Raw genomic sequence first — 15173 nt, 5'->3', positions numbered from 1 at the left:
TTGCTCGCGATGGACGCAAGAGCGGCGCAGTGCATCAGGGGCTGCGCGTTATTCTTGATATCCATCGCGAGCAAGCTCGCTCCTACAGAGGCGGCGGCGGGCAAGGCGCGCAAAATGGCGGATATCTTAAAGCAAAACGGCGGCCAGAGGCCGCCGTTTAGTGCTTTGCCGCGATTTATGCCGCCGCCACCGGCGCGCTTTCGGCAACGGGTTTTGGCAGCGACGACAGGAAGGCCATGACCAGCGCCGCCACATACGGCAGCGACTGCACCAGCAGCATGGTCACCCAGAAGCGCATGTCGTTGCTCGGCAGGCCACCCTGCACCAGGTAGATACCCAGCGCCGCGCCCCACAACAGCAGCATGATGAACAGCTCCTCACGGGCTTCCGAGATCGCCACCCAGAAACCGTGGTTGTCGGCATTCTTCGGCGTGCGGAAGAACGGAATGCTGCTGGTGAAGAAACCGTACAGCACCGCCTTGGCGATGGTGTGGGACAACGCCAGGCCGGCAATGGCCGCGCAGAACGCGTCCTTGAGGTTGACCCCGACCGCCCGGCGGTAGAGGAAGATGATCTTGCCGACCTTGAACACGAACAGCGCCAGGGGCGGGATCGCGAAGATCAGCAACGGCGGATCGACGCGCTGCGGCACGATGATCATCGCCGCCGACCACAACAGGGCGCCGAGGGTGAAGAAGATGTTCATGCCGTCCGCCACCCACGGCAGCCAGCCCGCGAGGAAGTGATAGCGCTGGCCACGGGTCAGCTCGGTGTCCTTGCCGCGCAGCAGGCTGGCAGTGTGGCGCTTGATGATCTGGATCGCCCCATAGGCCCAGCGGAAACGCTGTTTCTTGAAGTCGATGAAGGTATCCGGCATCAGGCCCTTGCCGTAGCTTTCGTGGTAGTACGCCGCCGACAGGCCTTTCTCGAACACCCGCAGGCCCAGCTCGGCGTCTTCGCAGATGCACCAGTCGGCCCAGCCCAGTTCTTCCAGGACCGAACGGCGGGTCATGGTCATGGTGCCGTGCTGGATGATTGCGTCACGGTCGTTGCGGGTAACCATGCCGATATGGAAAAAGCCCTTGTATTCCGCGTAGCAGAGCTTCTTGAAGGTGCTTTCGTTCTGGTCGCGGTAGTCCTGTGGCGATTGCACCACGGCGATTTTCGGGTCGGCGAAGTGCGGCACCATGTGCTTGAGCCAGTTACGGTCGACGCAGTAGTCCGAGTCGATCACCGCGATCACTTCGGCGTCCTTGGCGGTGTGCGGGATCAGGTAGTTCAGCGCGCCGCCCTTGAAGCCGGCCAGGGGCGCGACGTGGAAGAACTTGAAGCGCGGGCCGAGGGTCTCGCAATAGGCCTGCACCGGCTCCCAGACCGCCGGGTCCTTGGTGTTGTTGTCGATGATCAGGACTTCGAAATCCGGATAGTCGAGGTTGGCCAGGGCATTGAGGGTCTGTTTGACCATCTCCGGCGGCTCGTTGTAGCACGGCACATGGATCGAGACTTTCGGCCGGTAACTGGAGTCGCCTTCGACCGGCAGGAACTCGCGCCGGCGCTTGTGCACCCAGACCGCCTCGGCCAGTTCATGGGCCTCGGTGAGCAACACGATGAACACCCCGAGCGCACCCAGGGCGAGCAGGAAGCCCACCGTCAGGCTGAACCAGGTGCTGTATTGCTGGCTGTAGTCGTAGCCGATCCACACCAGCACCGAACCGCAGAGGAAGGCGATAAAGGTCAGGAAGGTCCGGCCGCGCTGGCGCAGGGCCGAGCCGTCGATCATCAGCAGGGTCAGGGACAGCAGCGCCAGGACCACCGAGCCGATGGCCAGCACGCGCCACTGCGGGATCGCCACCACCGGGCCTTCGAAGTTGAACTTCTGCTGGCGCGCGGCGTTGAACACGCCCCAGTAGGCGCCCACCGAACCTTCGTCGCTGGCCTTCCACGGCTGGTCGAAGGCTTCGATCACGAAGTAGTTGTAGCCCTGGCGGTTGAGCTTGTTGACCAGGTTACGCAGGTAGATCGCCTGATCCGCCGGGCTGGCGTCGGCGCCGCCACGCATGCGGCCGTTGCTCGGCCAGCCCACCTCGGACAGCAGCAGCGGTTTTTTCGGGAACATCTTTTTCAGGTCACGGGCGCGGTCGAGGACGAACTGCCCGGCCTTGTCCATCGGGATGAATTCCCAGTAGGGCAGGACGTGGGCGGCGATCAGGTCGACGTGCTGGGCCAGTTCCGGGTGTTCTTCCCAGACGTGCCACTGCTCGGAGGTGGTGACTGGCACCTTGACGGCAGCGCGCACGCGATCGAGCAGGACGCTCAACTGGTCGGCGGTGATTTCCTTGCGGAAGATCGCTTCGTTACCGACCACCACGCGCACCACACTGCGCGAGTTGTTGGCGATGTCGATGGCGCGGGTGATTTCACGCTCGTTGCGTTCCAGGTCCGGGCTGATCCAGATCCCCAGGGTCACGCGCAGGCCGAACTCTTCCGCCAGCTTGGGGATGTTCTCCAGCGTGCCGTCGACCGAGTAGGTGCGAATGTTGTCGGTCAGCTTGCTCATGATCTCCAGGTCGCGACGCATTTCATCGTCGGTCGGGAACTGGTCTTTCTGCGGGAACTGGCCCAGCTGGAAAGGCGAGTAGGAAAAGCCGGAGATTTGTGCAGGCCAATTGGGGGCGGAAACCGGGCGGTTGACCAGTGCCCAGAAGCCGGTGAACAGGGCGGCGATTGCCAGAACCACCACCAGGTTGAGTCCAAATTTACGCGATGACATAGCTATTTCGGGTTCCAAAGGGTGTGGAACGGGGGAACGGTCGGCATGCGCCAAGCGGCGCGCATCCTACACTGGCCTTCGACTGAGCGTACAGCGCACAGGAGAAGGCCGCAGGTTGGGCAATCCAACTCGATTTAAGTTCTCGGCGACGAAATTTTCAGATTGTTCCCTCATTAAAGCAGCCCTGACTGCCATTCATAGGGCAAAGATGCTCTTGGCGGACATCGGCCCTATAATGCGTGCCGGTTTTTGGGGTAATGGTCATGAGTACAGAAGATCCGCGGTTTGCTGGCGTCGCCCGTTTGTATGGCATCGAGGGGCTGGAGCGCTTGCGCGCCGCCCATGTGGCGATCGTCGGGGTCGGCGGTGTCGGTTCCTGGGCGGCGGAAGCCATTGCCCGTTGCGGCGTGGGCGAGATCTCGCTGTTCGACCTGGACGACGTCTGCGTCAGCAACAGCAATCGGCAGTTGCACGCCCTCGACAGCACGGTGGGCAAGGCCAAGGTCGAGGTCATGGCCGAGCGCCTACGCGGGATCAATCCGGCTTGCACCGTGCATGCGGTAGCGGACTTCGTCACCCGCGAGACCATGGCCGAGTACATCACGCCGGACATCGACTGCGTGATCGACTGCATCGACAGCGTCAACGCCAAGGCGGCGCTGATCGCCTGGTGCAAGCGGCGCAAGATCCAGATCATCACCACCGGCGGTGCGGGCGGGCAGATCGACCCGACGCTGATCCAGGTCTGTGACCTGAACCGCACCTTCAACGACCCGCTGGCCTCGAAAGTGCGCTCGACCCTGCGTCGCGACTACGGTTTTTCCCGCACCGTGACCCGTCACTACAGCGTGCCTTGCGTGTTTTCCACCGAGCAACTGCGCTACCCGAAACCGGACGGTAGCATCTGCCTGCAGAAGAGCTTTGTCGGCGATGGCGTGAAACTCGACTGCGCCGGCGGTTTTGGCGCGGTGATGATGGTCACCGCGACTTTCGGCATGGTCGCGGCGACCAAGGCGGTGGACAAACTGGTGGCTGGCGTGCGGCGCCCGGCGGACCGGGTCAAGCCCGCGGCCGTTTGACTCTGTAGGAGCGGCCGGTCGACGCTCGATTGCCCGCGAAATGCGGTGTGTCAGATAGACCGCTATCGCGGGCAAGCCTCGCTCCTACAGGGACGGGTGTCAGGCTGAGAGTTCGCGCATCCGCTGCAGTACCGCATTCAGCCCATTGCTGCGCGACGGCGACAGCTGGCGCGACAGGCCCAGCTGATTGAACCAGTCCGGCAAATCCACCCGTTGCAGCTCCTCGGCGGACAAACCGTTGACCCGCGCCAGCAGCAGGGCCACCAGGCCACGGATCAGGCGCGCATCGCTGCTGGCGGCGAACTGCCAGTGACCGTCCTGCAAGGTCCCCACCAGCCAGACTTGGCTTTCACAGCCATGCACCCGATTGGTCTCGACCTTGTCGGCTTCAGCCAGCGGCGCCAGGCGTTCGCCCCATTGCATCAGCAAGCGTGCGCGCTGTTCCCAGCCGGGGGCGCCCTGGAAACTGTCGAGGGCGGCCAGGGCTTCGGCGGGCAGGCTCATCGCAACAGCTCCAGGGCCTGATCGAGGGCCTCGAAGAAGCGCTCCAGGTCCTCGGAGTCGTTGTACAGCGCCAGGGACACGCGGATCGCCCCGGCCAGGCCGAAGCTTTTCAGCAGCGGCATGGCGCAGTGATGCCCGGCACGCACGGCGATGCCCTGTTCGGTCAGCAGGTGAGCCAGGTCGGCGTTGTGCACGCCATCGACCACGAAACTGACCAGCGCCAGCTGCGGCTTGCCCAGCAGGCGCAGGCCTTTGCGGGCCAGCAGGCCATGCAGCAGGTAGTCGTGCAGCGCGGCTTCATGGGCGTTGACGGCGTCCTGGTCGAGGCCGCTGAGGTAATCCAGGGTCGCGCCCAGGCCGATCACGCTGGCGATCGGCGGCGTACCGGCTTCGAAACCCAGCGGGGCGGGGCGGAAGCTGGCGTGCTGGTAGTCGGCCTGCTGGACCATCTCGCCGCCAAACTGCCAGTGACGCAGGCCTGGCAACGCCTCGTTGCGTCCGTAGAGCACGCCGACGCCGTCCGGACCGTAGAGCTTGTGGCTGGAGAACACATAGAAATCGCAGCCCAGCGCCTGCACATCGTGGCGGCCATGGACCACGCCCTGGGCGCCGTCAACCACGGTCAGGGCATGGTGCGCCTTGGCCAGGGCCAGCAGCTGCGGCAGGGGTTGCCAGGCACCGAGCACATTGGACAGCTGGCTGACGGCCAGTAGCCGGGTGCGCGGACCGATCAGACGGGCCGCGGCGTCGAGATCGATCAGGCCGTCGTCGTCCAGCGGCAGGACCACCAGGTCGAGGCCGCGACGGTGCGCCAGTTGCTGCCAGGGCAGCAGGTTGGCGTGATGTTCCAGGGCGCTGATGACGATCTCGTCGCCCGGGTTGAACTGGTGTTCCAGGCCATAGGCCAGGAGATTCAGCGCGGAGGTCGCGCCGTGGGTGAAGATGATCTGCCCACGGTCACCGGCATTCAGCCACTGCGCCACTTTGTGCCGGCTGTTCTCGAACGCCTGGGTGGCGTGAGCACCGGGCAAGTGCTGCGCGCGATGCACGTTGGCCGCGCCATTGGCGTAGTAGTGCGCCAGGGCGTCCAGCAGGGCTTGGGGTTTTTGCGTGGTGGCGGCGTTGTCCAGGTAGGTCTGGTCCTGCCGTTGCAGGGCGGCGATGGCCGGGAAGTCGGCGCGCCAGGGGGAGGGTACAAGCATGGTGGCAGAACTCGTTTGAACAGGCCGGGCGCCGATGATAAGCGCCCGGCCGGTTTCAGTGGAACCGAATCGCTGCTTAGTTGTGAGCGTGCAGCGCTTCGTTCAGCTCGATGGCCGACTTGTGGGTCTTGCACTCCACGGCACCGGTCTCCGAATTGCGGCGGAACAGCAGGTCCGGCTGGCCGGCCAGTTCGCGGGCCTTGAGCACCTTGACCAGCTGGTTGTTCTCGTCCAGCAGCGCCACCTTGGTCCCGGCAGTCACGTACAGGCCCGATTCCACGGTGTTGCGGTCGCCCAGCGGGATACCGATGCCGGCGTTGGCGCCGATCAGGCAGCCTTCGCCGACCTTGATCACGATGTTGCCGCCGCCCGACAGGGTGCCCATGGTCGAGCAGCCGCCGCCCAGGTCGGACCCCTTGCCGACGAATACGCCCGCGGAAACCCGGCCTTCGATCATGCCCGGGCCTTCGGTGCCGGCGTTGAAGTTGACGAAACCTTCGTGCATCACGGTGGTGCCTTCGCCGATGTAGGCGCCCAGGCGAATGCGCGCACTGTCAGCGATACGCACGCCGCTCGGTACCACGTAGTCGGTCATTTTCGGGAACTTGTCCACCGAGAACACTTCCAGCAGTTCGCCGCGCAGGCGGGCTTCCAGTTGACGCTCGGCCAGTTCGCCGAGGTCGACCGCGCCCTGGTTGGTCCAGGCCACGTTCGGCAGCAGCGGGAAGATCCCGGCCAGGTTCAGGCCGTGTGGCTTGACCAGGCGGTGGGACAGCAGGTGCAGCTTCAGGTAGGCCTCCGGGGTGGAGGTCAGCTGGGCGTCTTCGGCCAGCAGGGTGGCAACCAGCGGCTTGTGGCTCTCGGCCAGGCGGGTCAGCAGCGCGGCCTGGGTGGCGTCGATGCTTTTCAGGGCCTCGGCCAGTTGCGCGGCCTGGGCGGTGGTGAAGGTGATGGCCTGGTTGCCTTCGCTGTAGCCCAGTACCGGGGCGATGGCGGCAACGATTTCCGCGGATGGCTTGACCAGGGGGGCGGCGTAGAACACTTCCAGCCACGCGCCTTGACGGTTTTGAGTGCCGACACCAAAGGCCAGGCTGAACAGGGTAGTGGACATGCTGTTACCTCTTACAAAATTGAACGGGCAGGCGTTATTTGATTTCTGCCGCGTAGATATCGGGCTTGAAGCCAATCAGGGTTCGGTCACCGAGATCGAGCACCGGGCGCTTGATCATCGAGGGTTGTGCGAGCATCAGTTCGATCGCTTTCGCCTGGTCGAGATCGGCTTTGCGTTCGTCGTCGAGTTTGCGAAAGGTCGTGCCCGCACGGTTCAGCACCACCTGCCAGCCGTGCTCGTTGCACCACTGGGCCAGGTGTTCGCGGTCGATACCGACCGCTTTGTAGTCATGGAAGTCATAGCTGACAGCGTGTTCATCGAGCCAGGTGCGCGCCTTTTTCATGGTGTCGCAGGCTTTGATGCCGAAAAGGTGCAACGTTTTGCTTGAAGCGGTCAAGGAATTGCCCCCTTTTGAGATGCTGGAGTTAAAGGTCACGGATTATGCCATGCCCGCGCCGGTTCGGCGTCGGCGAAGGCCCGGCTTTGTAGCTTTGTGTGACAGCGGCATGGGCCACTTGCGACTTTTGTGCAGCGGCGAGGCCCGAGCTTAAGCGGCTAATATGGCACTTCGACGGTAACCTGTTGCCTGAAGTCTGCTGCTGATCGATTGGGAAAACCGCTTTATGCAAACCGCTTATACCGTCCTTATCCTGCTGATGCTGGTGAGTCTCTCGCGGCTGGTCGGACGGGTGATTCCGTTGCCGTTGCCGCTGGTGCAGATCGCCGCCGGGGCCTTGCTGGCCTGGCCCACCCTGGGGCTGCACGTGGCCCTGGACCCGGAATTGTTTCTATTCCTGTTCCTGCCGCCGCTGCTGTTCTCCGATGGCTGGCGCATGCCCAAGCGTGAGCTGTGGCGCCTGCGCGGGCCGATCCTGACCCTGGCCGTGGGCCTGGTGCTGTTCACCGTGGTGGGCGCTGGTTACTTCATTCACTGGTTGTTGCCGACCATTCCCTTGCCGGTGGCCTTTGCCCTGGCGGCAGTACTGTCGCCGACAGACGCCGTGGCGGTCTCGGCGATTTCCCAGAACCGCCTGCCGACGCCCTTGATGCACATGCTCCAGGGCGAGGCGCTGATGAACGACGCTTCCGGCCTGGTGACCTTCAAGTTCGCCCTGGCGGCGGCCGTGACCGGGGTGTTTTCCCTGGCCAATGCCAGCCTGACCTTTGTCCTGGTGGCGGTGGGTGGCCTGGCGGTCGGCGTGGCCCTGAGCTGGCTGGTGGGGCGCTTGCGTGCCTGGATGATCGCCCGCGGCTGGGATGACCCGGCGACCCATGTGGTGTTCATGCTGTTGCTGCCGTTCGCCGCCTACGTGCTGGCCGAGCGCCTGGGAGCCTCGGGCATCCTCTCGGCGGTGGCGGCGGGGATGATGCAGAGCTGGCTCGATCTGTTGCCCCGGCAGACCAGCACCCGCTTGCTCAACCGCAGCGTCTGGTCGCTGCTGGAATTCGCCTTCAACGGCCTGATCTTCCTGCTGTTGGGCCTGCAACTGCCCGACATCATCAAGGCCGTGGTCAGCCATGAAACCACCTTGTGGCCGACCCTGTTCTATCGCTGCCTGGATGTCGGGGCGATCTTCCTGGTGCTGCTGGTGCTGCGTTTTATCTGGGTGCAAAGCATCTGGCGCCTGTCCGGCCTGTTGCGCCGCTGGCGTGGCAAGGGTGAGCTGACGCTGGTGCCGACCGCGCGTTCCTGCTGGTTGCTGACGCTTGGCGGGGTACGGGGGGCGGTGACCCTGGCGGGCGTCATGTCGGTGCCGCTGTTGCTGGGGGCGGGCGAGGCTTTCCCCGAGCGCGACCTGCTGATCTTCATTGCCGCGGGGGTGATCCTGTTGTCGCTGATTGCCGCCTGTATCGCCCTGCCGCTGTTGCTGCGGGGCATCCAGAAGAGCCCCGACGAGAAGCGCCACGCCGAAGTGCGTGACGCCTGGCGCAAAACCGCCGAGGCGGCGATCCATGCCCTGGAAGCCGAGGAAGTGGCCGATGCGGCCAACTCGCCGGATGCGGCCCAGGCGGCGCTGGCCACCGAGCTCAAGGGGCGGTTGATGTCGGAATATCGCCATCAACTGGAGGTGTTCAACGATTCCACCGAAGCCCAGGCGCTGGCGTTTCAGATGGACTTGCTGGAGCGCAAATTGCGCTTGAAGGCGCTGCGGGCACAGCGGCTGGAGTTGTATCGGTTGAGCCGTCAGCACCAGATTGGCGACGACGTATTGCGAGAGGTCCTGGGTGAGCTGGACCTCAGCGAGGCCAATCTGGGGCAGGTGAAATAACGCCTCTGTTCCTGTAGGAGCAGGGGGACGCCCAGTCCTTGCTCGCGATGAATGATAACGCGGTGTATCAGATGTACGGCGTCGTCTCTATCGCGGGCAAGCCTCGCTCCTACAGGGGCGTGAGTTATTGACGGCGCTGAACGAAATCCCGGATCCGCTCGGCGGCTTCCACGCATTCGGCCAATGGCGCCACCAGGGCCATGCGTACCCGACCGGCTCCCGGGTTGCTGCCGTCGACATCGCGCGACAGATAGGAGCCCGGCACCACGGTCACATGCTCCTGCTCGAACAGGTCACGGCAGAACGCCGTATCGTCGCCCGCCACGTTCGGCCACAGGTAGAAGCTGCCGTCCGGGCGCTGCACGTCGAGCACCGGCGCCAGAATCTCCAGCACCGCATCGAACTTCTCGCGATACAGCGCGCGGTTGGCGCGCACATGCACTTCGTCGTTCCAGGCGGCGATGCTGGCCAGCTGGGTCTGAACCGGCATGGCGCAACCATGGTAGGTGCGGTACAGCAGGAAGCCCTTGAGGATATCCGCGTCGCCCGCGACGAAACCGGAGCGCAGGCCCGGCAGGTTGGAGCGCTTGGACAAGCTGTGGAACACCACGCAACGCTTGAAGTCCTGGCGTCCCAGTTCGGCGCAGGCAGTGAGCAGGCCGGGCGGCGGGGTCTGCTCGTCGAAGTACAGCTCGCTGTAGCACTCGTCGGCGGCGATCACGAAATCGTACTGGTCGGCCAGGGCGATGAGTTTCTTCAGGGTTTCGATCGGGATCAGCGCGCCGGTCGGGTTGCCCGGCGAGCACAGGAACAGGATCTGGCAGCGCTGCCAGATCTCGGCCGGTACCGCGTCGAAGTCCGGGTTGAAGCCGTTTTCATCCAGGCACGGCAGGTAGTGCGGCTTGGCCCCGGCGAGGAAGGCCGCGCCTTCGTAGATCTGATAGAAGGGGTTCGGGCTGACCACCAGCGCGTCGTCGCCACGGTTGACCACGGTCTGGGTGAAGGCGAACAGCGCCTCGCGGGTGCCGTTGACCGGCAGCACGTTGCGCGCCGGATCGATCCAACCATTGGGTACGCCAAAACGCCGTTCGCACCAGCCGGCGATGGCTTCGCGCAGGGCAGGGAGGCCCAGGGTCGTCGGATACACCGCCATCTGGTCCAGGTTGTTGGCCAGGGCTTCGGCGACAAAGCTCGGCGAGCGGTGCTTGGGCTCGCCGATGGACAGCGCGATAGGGCGCTTGGCCGGGTTCGGCTGGACGCCGCCGAGCAGGGCGCGGAGTTTCTCGAACGGATAGGGCTGCAGCTGGTTCAGAGCGTTGTTCATCGGTGCGGTGTCTCACTCAAAGCGGGTCGTGGCGCGTGATCAGATGTTCAGGCGCGTCAAGGCGGTAGGCGGTTCGTGGCTGACGCTCAGTTGTTCGACGATGGCGTCCTGCAGTCGGCTGCATAGCTGGGGATCGGACAGTTGCTGGTTGTTCGCGTCGGTAATGAAGAACACGTCTTCCACGCGCTCGCCCAGGGTGGCGATCTTGGCGTTTTGCAGCGACAGGTCGAACTCCAGGAAGATCTTGCCGATGCGCGCCAGCAGGCCGGGGCGATCGGGGGCGCTCAGTTCGAGCACGGTGACCGGGCGCTGGGCGTCGTTGTGGATAGTCACTTGCGGCGGGAAGGCGAAGTGCTTGAGCTGACGCGGTACCCGACGCTGGATGATGGTCGGGTAGTCGTCAGGGTTGCGCAGGGCCTCGGTAAGGCCATCGCGGATCTGTTTGACGCGTTGCGGGTTGTTGCCGATCGAGCCGCCGTCGTTGTCGAGCACGATATAGGTGTCGAGGGTGAATTGGCTGCTCGAGGTGATGATCCGGGCGTCGTGGATGTTCAGGTTCAACTGGTCCATCGCGGCCACGGTCACGGCGAAGAAGTCGTGCTGGTCCGGGGCGTAGATGAAGATCTGCGTGCCACCCTCGAATTCGCGCTGGGTGGTTTCCTTGATCAGCACCAGCGGGCCGCCGTCGGCCGGCTGCTGGAGGATCGCGTCGCTGTGCCAGGCCACGTCGCCGGCAGTGTGGCGCAGGAAGTAGTCGTCCCCCAGTTGCGCCCAGAGCTGCTCGACGTCGTCCGGATCGGTGCCGGCGCGGACCAGGATGTCCAGCGCCGCGCTTTGCGTCTGGCGGATCTGCTCCTCGCGGTCCACCGGGTTTTCCAGGCCGCGGCGCAGGGCGCGCTTGGTCTCGGTGTAGAGCTGGCGCAACAGGCTGGCGCGCCAGGAGTTCCACAGCGTCGGGTTGGTGGCGTTGATATCGGAAACCGTCAGCACGTACAGATAGTCCAGGCGGGTCTGGTCGACCACGACCTGGGCGAAGTCATGGATGACCTGCGGGTCGGACAGGTCCTTGCGCTGGGCGGTGGTCGACATCACCAGGTGGTTCTGCACCAGCCAGACGATCAGGCGGGTGTCCCACAGCGGCAGCTGGTGGCGGATGCAGAAGGCTTCCGCGTCCACGGCGCCGATTTCCGAGTGGTCGCCGTGCCGGCCCTTGCCGATGTCGTGGTAGAGCCCGGCCAGGTAGATCAGCTCGGGCTTGGGCAGCTTGGCCATGAGCTTGCTGGCCAGCGGGAATTTCTCCGAAACCTGGGTGTACTGCAGTTTGCGCAGGTGCTTGATCAGGTTCAGGGTGTGGGCGTCGACCGTATAGATGTGGAACAGGTCGTGCTGCATCTGCCCGACGATATGGCCGAACTCCGGCAGGTAACGCCCGAGAATGCCGTAGCGATTCATCCGTCGCAGGTTGCGGTGAATGCCGATCTCGCACTTGAACAGCTCGATGAACAGGCTGGTATTGCGGATGTCATGGCGGAAATCGTCGTCGATCAGGTGGCGATTTTCGCGCAACAGGCGAATGGTGTCGGCGCGTACGCCCTTGATCTCCGGGTGCTGGGCCATGAGCACGAAGATTTCCAGCATGGCGAACGGCGTGCGGCGGAACACGTTGGCGTTGATCGCCTCGATGTAGCCGTCGTGCAGTTGGAAGCGCGAGTTGATCGGCTGCGGCGGCGCTTCGTCTTCCGGGGCGAGGATGACTTCCTCGAAGTGCTGGATGATCAGGTCGCTGAGCTGGGCGATGCTCATCACCACCCGGTAGTACTGCTGCATGAAGCTTTCGATGGCCTGCTTGGCATCGTTGCCCTCGAAACCCAGCAACTTGGCGATCGAGCGCTGGTGATCGAACAGCAGGCGGTCTTCGGCGCGCCCGGCGAGCATGTGCAGGGCATAGCGGACCTTCCACAGGAACTCCTGGGACGAAGCCAGCAGCGCGTTCTCGCTTTCCACCAGGAAACCTTCGCCGGCCAGGGCCCGCAGGTTCAGCGTGCCGTACTGGCGACGGGCGACCCAGAGGATGGTCTGGATGTCGCGCAGGCCGCCGGGCGAGCCTTTGACGTTGGGTTCCAGGTTGTATTCGGTGTCGTTGTACTTGTGGTGCCGGGCCTTCTGTTCGGCGCGCTTGGCCAGGAAGAAGTCCTTGCTCGGCCACATGTGCGCGGTGCTGGTGACGTCGAGCATGCGCTGGCGCAGGCGTTCGGGGCCGCAGATGGTGCGGCTTTCCATCAGGTTGGTAACCACCGTCAGGTCGGCGCGGGCCTCTTCGGCGCATTCCTCCACCGAGCGCACGCTTTGCCCGACTTCCAGGCCGATGTCCCAGAGCAGGGTCAGGAAGCGTTCGATGGAATCGCGGAAAATCTCATGGTCGGCGCTGTCCAGCAGGATCAGCAGGTCGATGTCCGAGTAGGGGTGCAGCTCGCCACGACCGTAGCCACCGACCGCCACTAGGGCGATGTCGGCGTCTTCGCTCCAGTCGAACTGGTCCCAGGCCTTTTGCAGGATGTTATCGACGAACCAGGCGCGGTCCTCGATGAGCCGGCGGATATCCCGTCCGCTGCGAAAGCGCTCGTCGAGCACTTCACGTGCCTGACGAATGGCTTTCTTGAAGGCGGCGATAGGGCTTGCCTTCAGGGCCAGTTCCGCCTGGAACTGGCCGCGGTCGAACAATTCGGGATCCACCTGCGGCATCGATTGGCTTTCCTTTCTATCTATAGGTAAGGGCGCAACTGCGTGGATCAGGCCGAGACGCGCGGGATGGTGTCATCGCTGCGCAGGGTGAAGATCTCGTAGCCGGTCTCGGTCACCAGCAGGGTGTGTTCCCACTGCGCGGAGAGCTTGCGGTCCTTGGTGATCGCGGTCCAGCCGTCGCCCAGCACCTTGGTGTCGGCCTTGCCCTGGTTGATCATCGGCTCGATGGTGAAGGTCATGCCGGCTTTCAGTTCCATGCCGGTGCCGGCGCGGCCGTAGTGCAGGATCTGCGGCTCTTCGTGGAACACCTTGCCGATACCGTGGCCGCAGAACTCGCGGACCACCGAGAAGCCGTTCTTTTCAGCGTGCTTCTGGATGACTTCGCCGATGTCGCCCAGGCGGCAGCCCGGCTTGACCAGTTCGATGGCCTTGTACATGCATTCCTGGGTGATCTGCGACAGGCGCTCGGCCCAGACCGGCACGGTGCCGACGTGGAACATGCGGCTGGTGTCGCCGTGGTAGCCGTCCTTGATGACAGTGACGTCGATGTTCAGGGTGTCGCCATCCTTCAGCGGCTTCTCGTTCGGGATGCCGTGGCACACCACGTGGTTGATCGAGGTGCAGATGGATTTGGGGAAACCCTTGTAATTCAGTGGCGCGGGAATCGCATGCTGCACATTGACGATGTAGTCGTGGCAGATGCGGTCCAGTTCTTCGGTGGTCACACCGGGTTTGACATGCTCGGCAATCATTTCCAGCACTTCGGCGGCCAGTTTGCCGGCGACACGCATTTTTGCGATGTCCTCGGGAGTTTTGAGGGTGACGGTCATACAGGCTCTCTTGACGCTCAGTGGCGCGGATAAACACGGAATGGCTTGAAAACGGTGTACCGAAGGCTGAGCCCGCTGTGGGGTCGCCACGTTTTCAAAAGCCTCAAAGGTGCGATTCTAACAGAGCCCCGGGGCAAATCTGAGGCTCTGTGCGTCGCTTCTTTCTATAACAGTGGAGCATTCTGGCCCGATTCCAAGGGGGGAGCAAAAAAGCGCCCCGGGGGAAATGAGAATCCGGGTTCCGTTTTTACCCTTCTTGTGGTATAAAATGCGCCGCTTTCCGGGGATGCTCCGAAAAGCCTAAACCCACACACGTGTCGACACGATGACCTGGGTGCCCTCAGCACAAGCTGTTGGTTGGTCATTGGGATACGTGGAGGCCTAACCCGACTTATTAAGGAACTATCATGTCCCAAGTCAACATGCGCGATATGCTGAAGGCCGGTGTGCACTTCGGTCACCAAACCCGTTACTGGAATCCGAAAATGGGCAAGTACATTTTCGGCGCGCGTAACAAGATTCACATCATCAACCTTGAAAAAACCCTGCCAATGTTCAACGAAGCTCTGACTTTCGTAGAGCGTCTGGCCCAGGGCAAAAACAAGATTCTGTTCGTCGGCACCAAGCGTTCCGCTGGCAAGATCGTTGCTGAAGAAGCAGCACGTTGCGGTTCGCCGTACGTCGATCACCGCTGGTTGGGCGGCATGCTGACCAACTACAAGACCATCCGTGCTTCCATCAAGCGTCTGCGTGACCTGGAAGTTCAGTCGGAAGACGGCACCTTCGCCAAGCTGACCAAGAAAGAGGCGCTGATGCGCACTCGCGATCTGGAAAAGCTGGATCGTAGCCTGGGTGGTATCAAGGACATGGGCGGTCTGCCTGACGCGCTGTTCGTGATCGACGTTGACCACGAGCGCATCGCGATCACCGAAGCCAACAAGCTGGGCATCCCGGTCATCGGCGTTGTCGATACCAACAGCAGCCCGGAAGGCGTTGACTACATCATCCCAGGCAACGATGACGCCATTCGCGCCATCCAGCTGTACATGGGTTCGATGGCTGACGCCGTGATCCGTGGCCGCAACAACGTTGCTGGCGGCACCGAAGTATTCGCTGAAGACGCTCCAGCGCCGGCAGCTGAAGCCTGAGTAACTGACGCTTAGCGTTTACTCAGTACGCAAAAAGGGGGCTAGGCCCCCTTTTTGCCACCTCGAAAATCATTTGCCGATGGCGCCCCTGCAGTTCTTGTCATGTGTGGCGGCTATCAAGGGTTTTCGAGAGCGCAGCTCAAGAATTGATCGCCCGTTGAGTCGGGTGGAATGGTTGAAAACCTATCCAAGA

The 15173-nt window shown here is 63.2% G+C and carries 11 protein-coding genes; 3 read left to right on the top strand and 8 right to left on the bottom strand.

The window, feature by feature from the left end:
• Positions 1-175: 175 nt before the first annotated feature.
• Complete coding sequence (locus NRG23_RS13360; protein ID WP_038630710.1) at positions 176-2770, bottom strand: glycosyltransferase; 2595 nt, start codon at positions 2768-2770, stop codon at positions 176-178.
• Between the two features lie 263 nt (positions 2771-3033).
• Between NRG23_RS13360 and tcdA the strand changes: the two genes are divergently transcribed.
• The gene (gene tcdA / locus NRG23_RS13355) at positions 3034-3849 is read left to right on the top strand and encodes a tRNA cyclic N6-threonylcarbamoyladenosine(37) synthase TcdA (RefSeq protein WP_009047203.1); all 816 of its coding nucleotides are present in this window, start codon (positions 3034-3036) and stop codon (positions 3847-3849) included.
• A 99-nt stretch (positions 3850-3948) separates the two neighbouring features.
• Here the strand turns inward: tcdA and NRG23_RS13350 are convergent, their stop codons facing one another.
• The 4 genes from NRG23_RS13350 to NRG23_RS13335 all read right to left on the bottom strand — a co-directional run bounded on the left by NRG23_RS13350 (position 3949) and on the right by NRG23_RS13335 (position 7009).
• Positions 3949-4353, bottom strand: a complete 405-nt coding sequence (locus NRG23_RS13350) for a SufE family protein (RefSeq protein WP_124339647.1) — start codon at positions 4351-4353, stop codon at positions 3949-3951.
• Positions 4350-5555 (bottom strand): aminotransferase class V-fold PLP-dependent enzyme, encoded by a 1206-nt coding sequence (locus NRG23_RS13345; RefSeq protein ID WP_257374730.1) that lies wholly within the window; start codon positions 5553-5555, stop codon positions 4350-4352. The genes NRG23_RS13350 and NRG23_RS13345 overlap by 4 nt, the downstream gene beginning before the upstream one ends.
• Positions 5556-5631: 76 nt before the next feature.
• Positions 5632-6666 carry a 2,3,4,5-tetrahydropyridine-2,6-dicarboxylate N-succinyltransferase gene (gene dapD / locus NRG23_RS13340; protein WP_009047206.1) on the bottom strand — a complete coding sequence of 345 codons (1035 nt, stop codon included), beginning with the start codon at positions 6664-6666 and terminating at the stop codon, positions 5632-5634.
• Positions 6667-6700: 34 nt separating this feature from the next.
• A complete protein-coding gene (locus tag NRG23_RS13335; protein ID WP_231999350.1) occupies positions 6701-7009 on the bottom strand; it encodes an arsenate reductase in 309 nt (102 codons plus the stop codon).
• A 280-nt stretch (positions 7010-7289) separates the two neighbouring features.
• On the opposite strand from NRG23_RS13335, the gene NRG23_RS13330 reads away from it, so the two are divergent.
• Positions 7290-8936: a Na+/H+ antiporter gene (locus tag NRG23_RS13330; protein ID WP_023969785.1), complete on the top strand. Its 1647-nt coding sequence runs from the start codon at positions 7290-7292 to the stop codon at positions 8934-8936.
• Positions 8937-9060: 124 nt separating this feature from the next.
• Here the strand turns inward: NRG23_RS13330 and dapC are convergent, their stop codons facing one another.
• Genes dapC through map form a run of 3 tightly spaced genes read right to left on the bottom strand, consistent with a single transcriptional unit; the run spans position 9061 to position 13832 of the window.
• A complete protein-coding gene (gene dapC, locus NRG23_RS13325; protein WP_009047209.1) occupies positions 9061-10260 on the bottom strand; it encodes a succinyldiaminopimelate transaminase in 1200 nt (399 codons plus the stop codon).
• A gap of 39 nt (positions 10261-10299) precedes the next feature.
• On the bottom strand, positions 10300-13002 hold the full coding sequence (locus NRG23_RS13320) for a [protein-PII] uridylyltransferase (RefSeq protein ID WP_009047210.1): 2703 nt from the start codon (positions 13000-13002) through the stop codon (positions 10300-10302).
• Between the two features lie 47 nt (positions 13003-13049).
• Positions 13050-13832, bottom strand: a complete 783-nt coding sequence (gene map / locus NRG23_RS13315; protein ID WP_009047211.1) for a type I methionyl aminopeptidase — start codon at positions 13830-13832, stop codon at positions 13050-13052.
• A gap of 407 nt (positions 13833-14239) precedes the next feature.
• On the opposite strand from map, the gene rpsB reads away from it, so the two are divergent.
• Positions 14240-14980: a 30S ribosomal protein S2 gene (gene rpsB / locus NRG23_RS13310; RefSeq protein WP_007924078.1), complete on the top strand. Its 741-nt coding sequence runs from the start codon at positions 14240-14242 to the stop codon at positions 14978-14980.
• Positions 14981-15173: the final 193 nt, after the last annotated feature.

Source organism: Pseudomonas sp. T8, assembly GCF_024610635.1.
Taxonomy (GTDB): Bacteria; Pseudomonadota; Gammaproteobacteria; order Pseudomonadales; family Pseudomonadaceae; genus Aquipseudomonas; species Aquipseudomonas chlororaphis_I.
The sequence above is the reverse complement of the archived record's forward strand: the minus strand, read 5'-3'. Positions and strand labels throughout refer to the sequence as shown.

Coding starts and splice junctions, on each gene's coding strand:
- NRG23_RS13360 (WP_038630710.1), bottom strand. CDS start 2,770: ATGTCATCGCGTAAATTTGGACTCAACCTGGTGGTGGTTCTGGCAATC.
- tcdA (WP_009047203.1), top strand. CDS start 3,034: ATGAGTACAGAAGATCCGCGGTTTGCTGGCGTCGCCCGTTTGTATGGC.
- NRG23_RS13350 (WP_124339647.1), bottom strand. CDS start 4,353: ATGAGCCTGCCCGCCGAAGCCCTGGCCGCCCTCGACAGTTTCCAGGGC.
- NRG23_RS13345 (WP_257374730.1), bottom strand. CDS start 5,555: ATGCTTGTACCCTCCCCCTGGCGCGCCGACTTCCCGGCCATCGCCGCC.
- dapD (WP_009047206.1), bottom strand. CDS start 6,666: ATGTCCACTACCCTGTTCAGCCTGGCCTTTGGTGTCGGCACTCAAAAC.
- NRG23_RS13335 (WP_231999350.1), bottom strand. CDS start 7,009: ATGAAAAAGGCGCGCACCTGGCTCGATGAACACGCTGTCAGCTATGAC.
- NRG23_RS13330 (WP_023969785.1), top strand. CDS start 7,290: ATGCAAACCGCTTATACCGTCCTTATCCTGCTGATGCTGGTGAGTCTC.
- dapC (WP_009047209.1), bottom strand. CDS start 10,260: ATGAACAACGCTCTGAACCAGCTGCAGCCCTATCCGTTCGAGAAACTC.
- NRG23_RS13320 (WP_009047210.1), bottom strand. CDS start 13,002: ATGCCGCAGGTGGATCCCGAATTGTTCGACCGCGGCCAGTTCCAGGCG.
- map (WP_009047211.1), bottom strand. CDS start 13,832: ATGACCGTCACCCTCAAAACTCCCGAGGACATCGCAAAAATGCGTGTC.
- rpsB (WP_007924078.1), top strand. CDS start 14,240: ATGTCCCAAGTCAACATGCGCGATATGCTGAAGGCCGGTGTGCACTTC.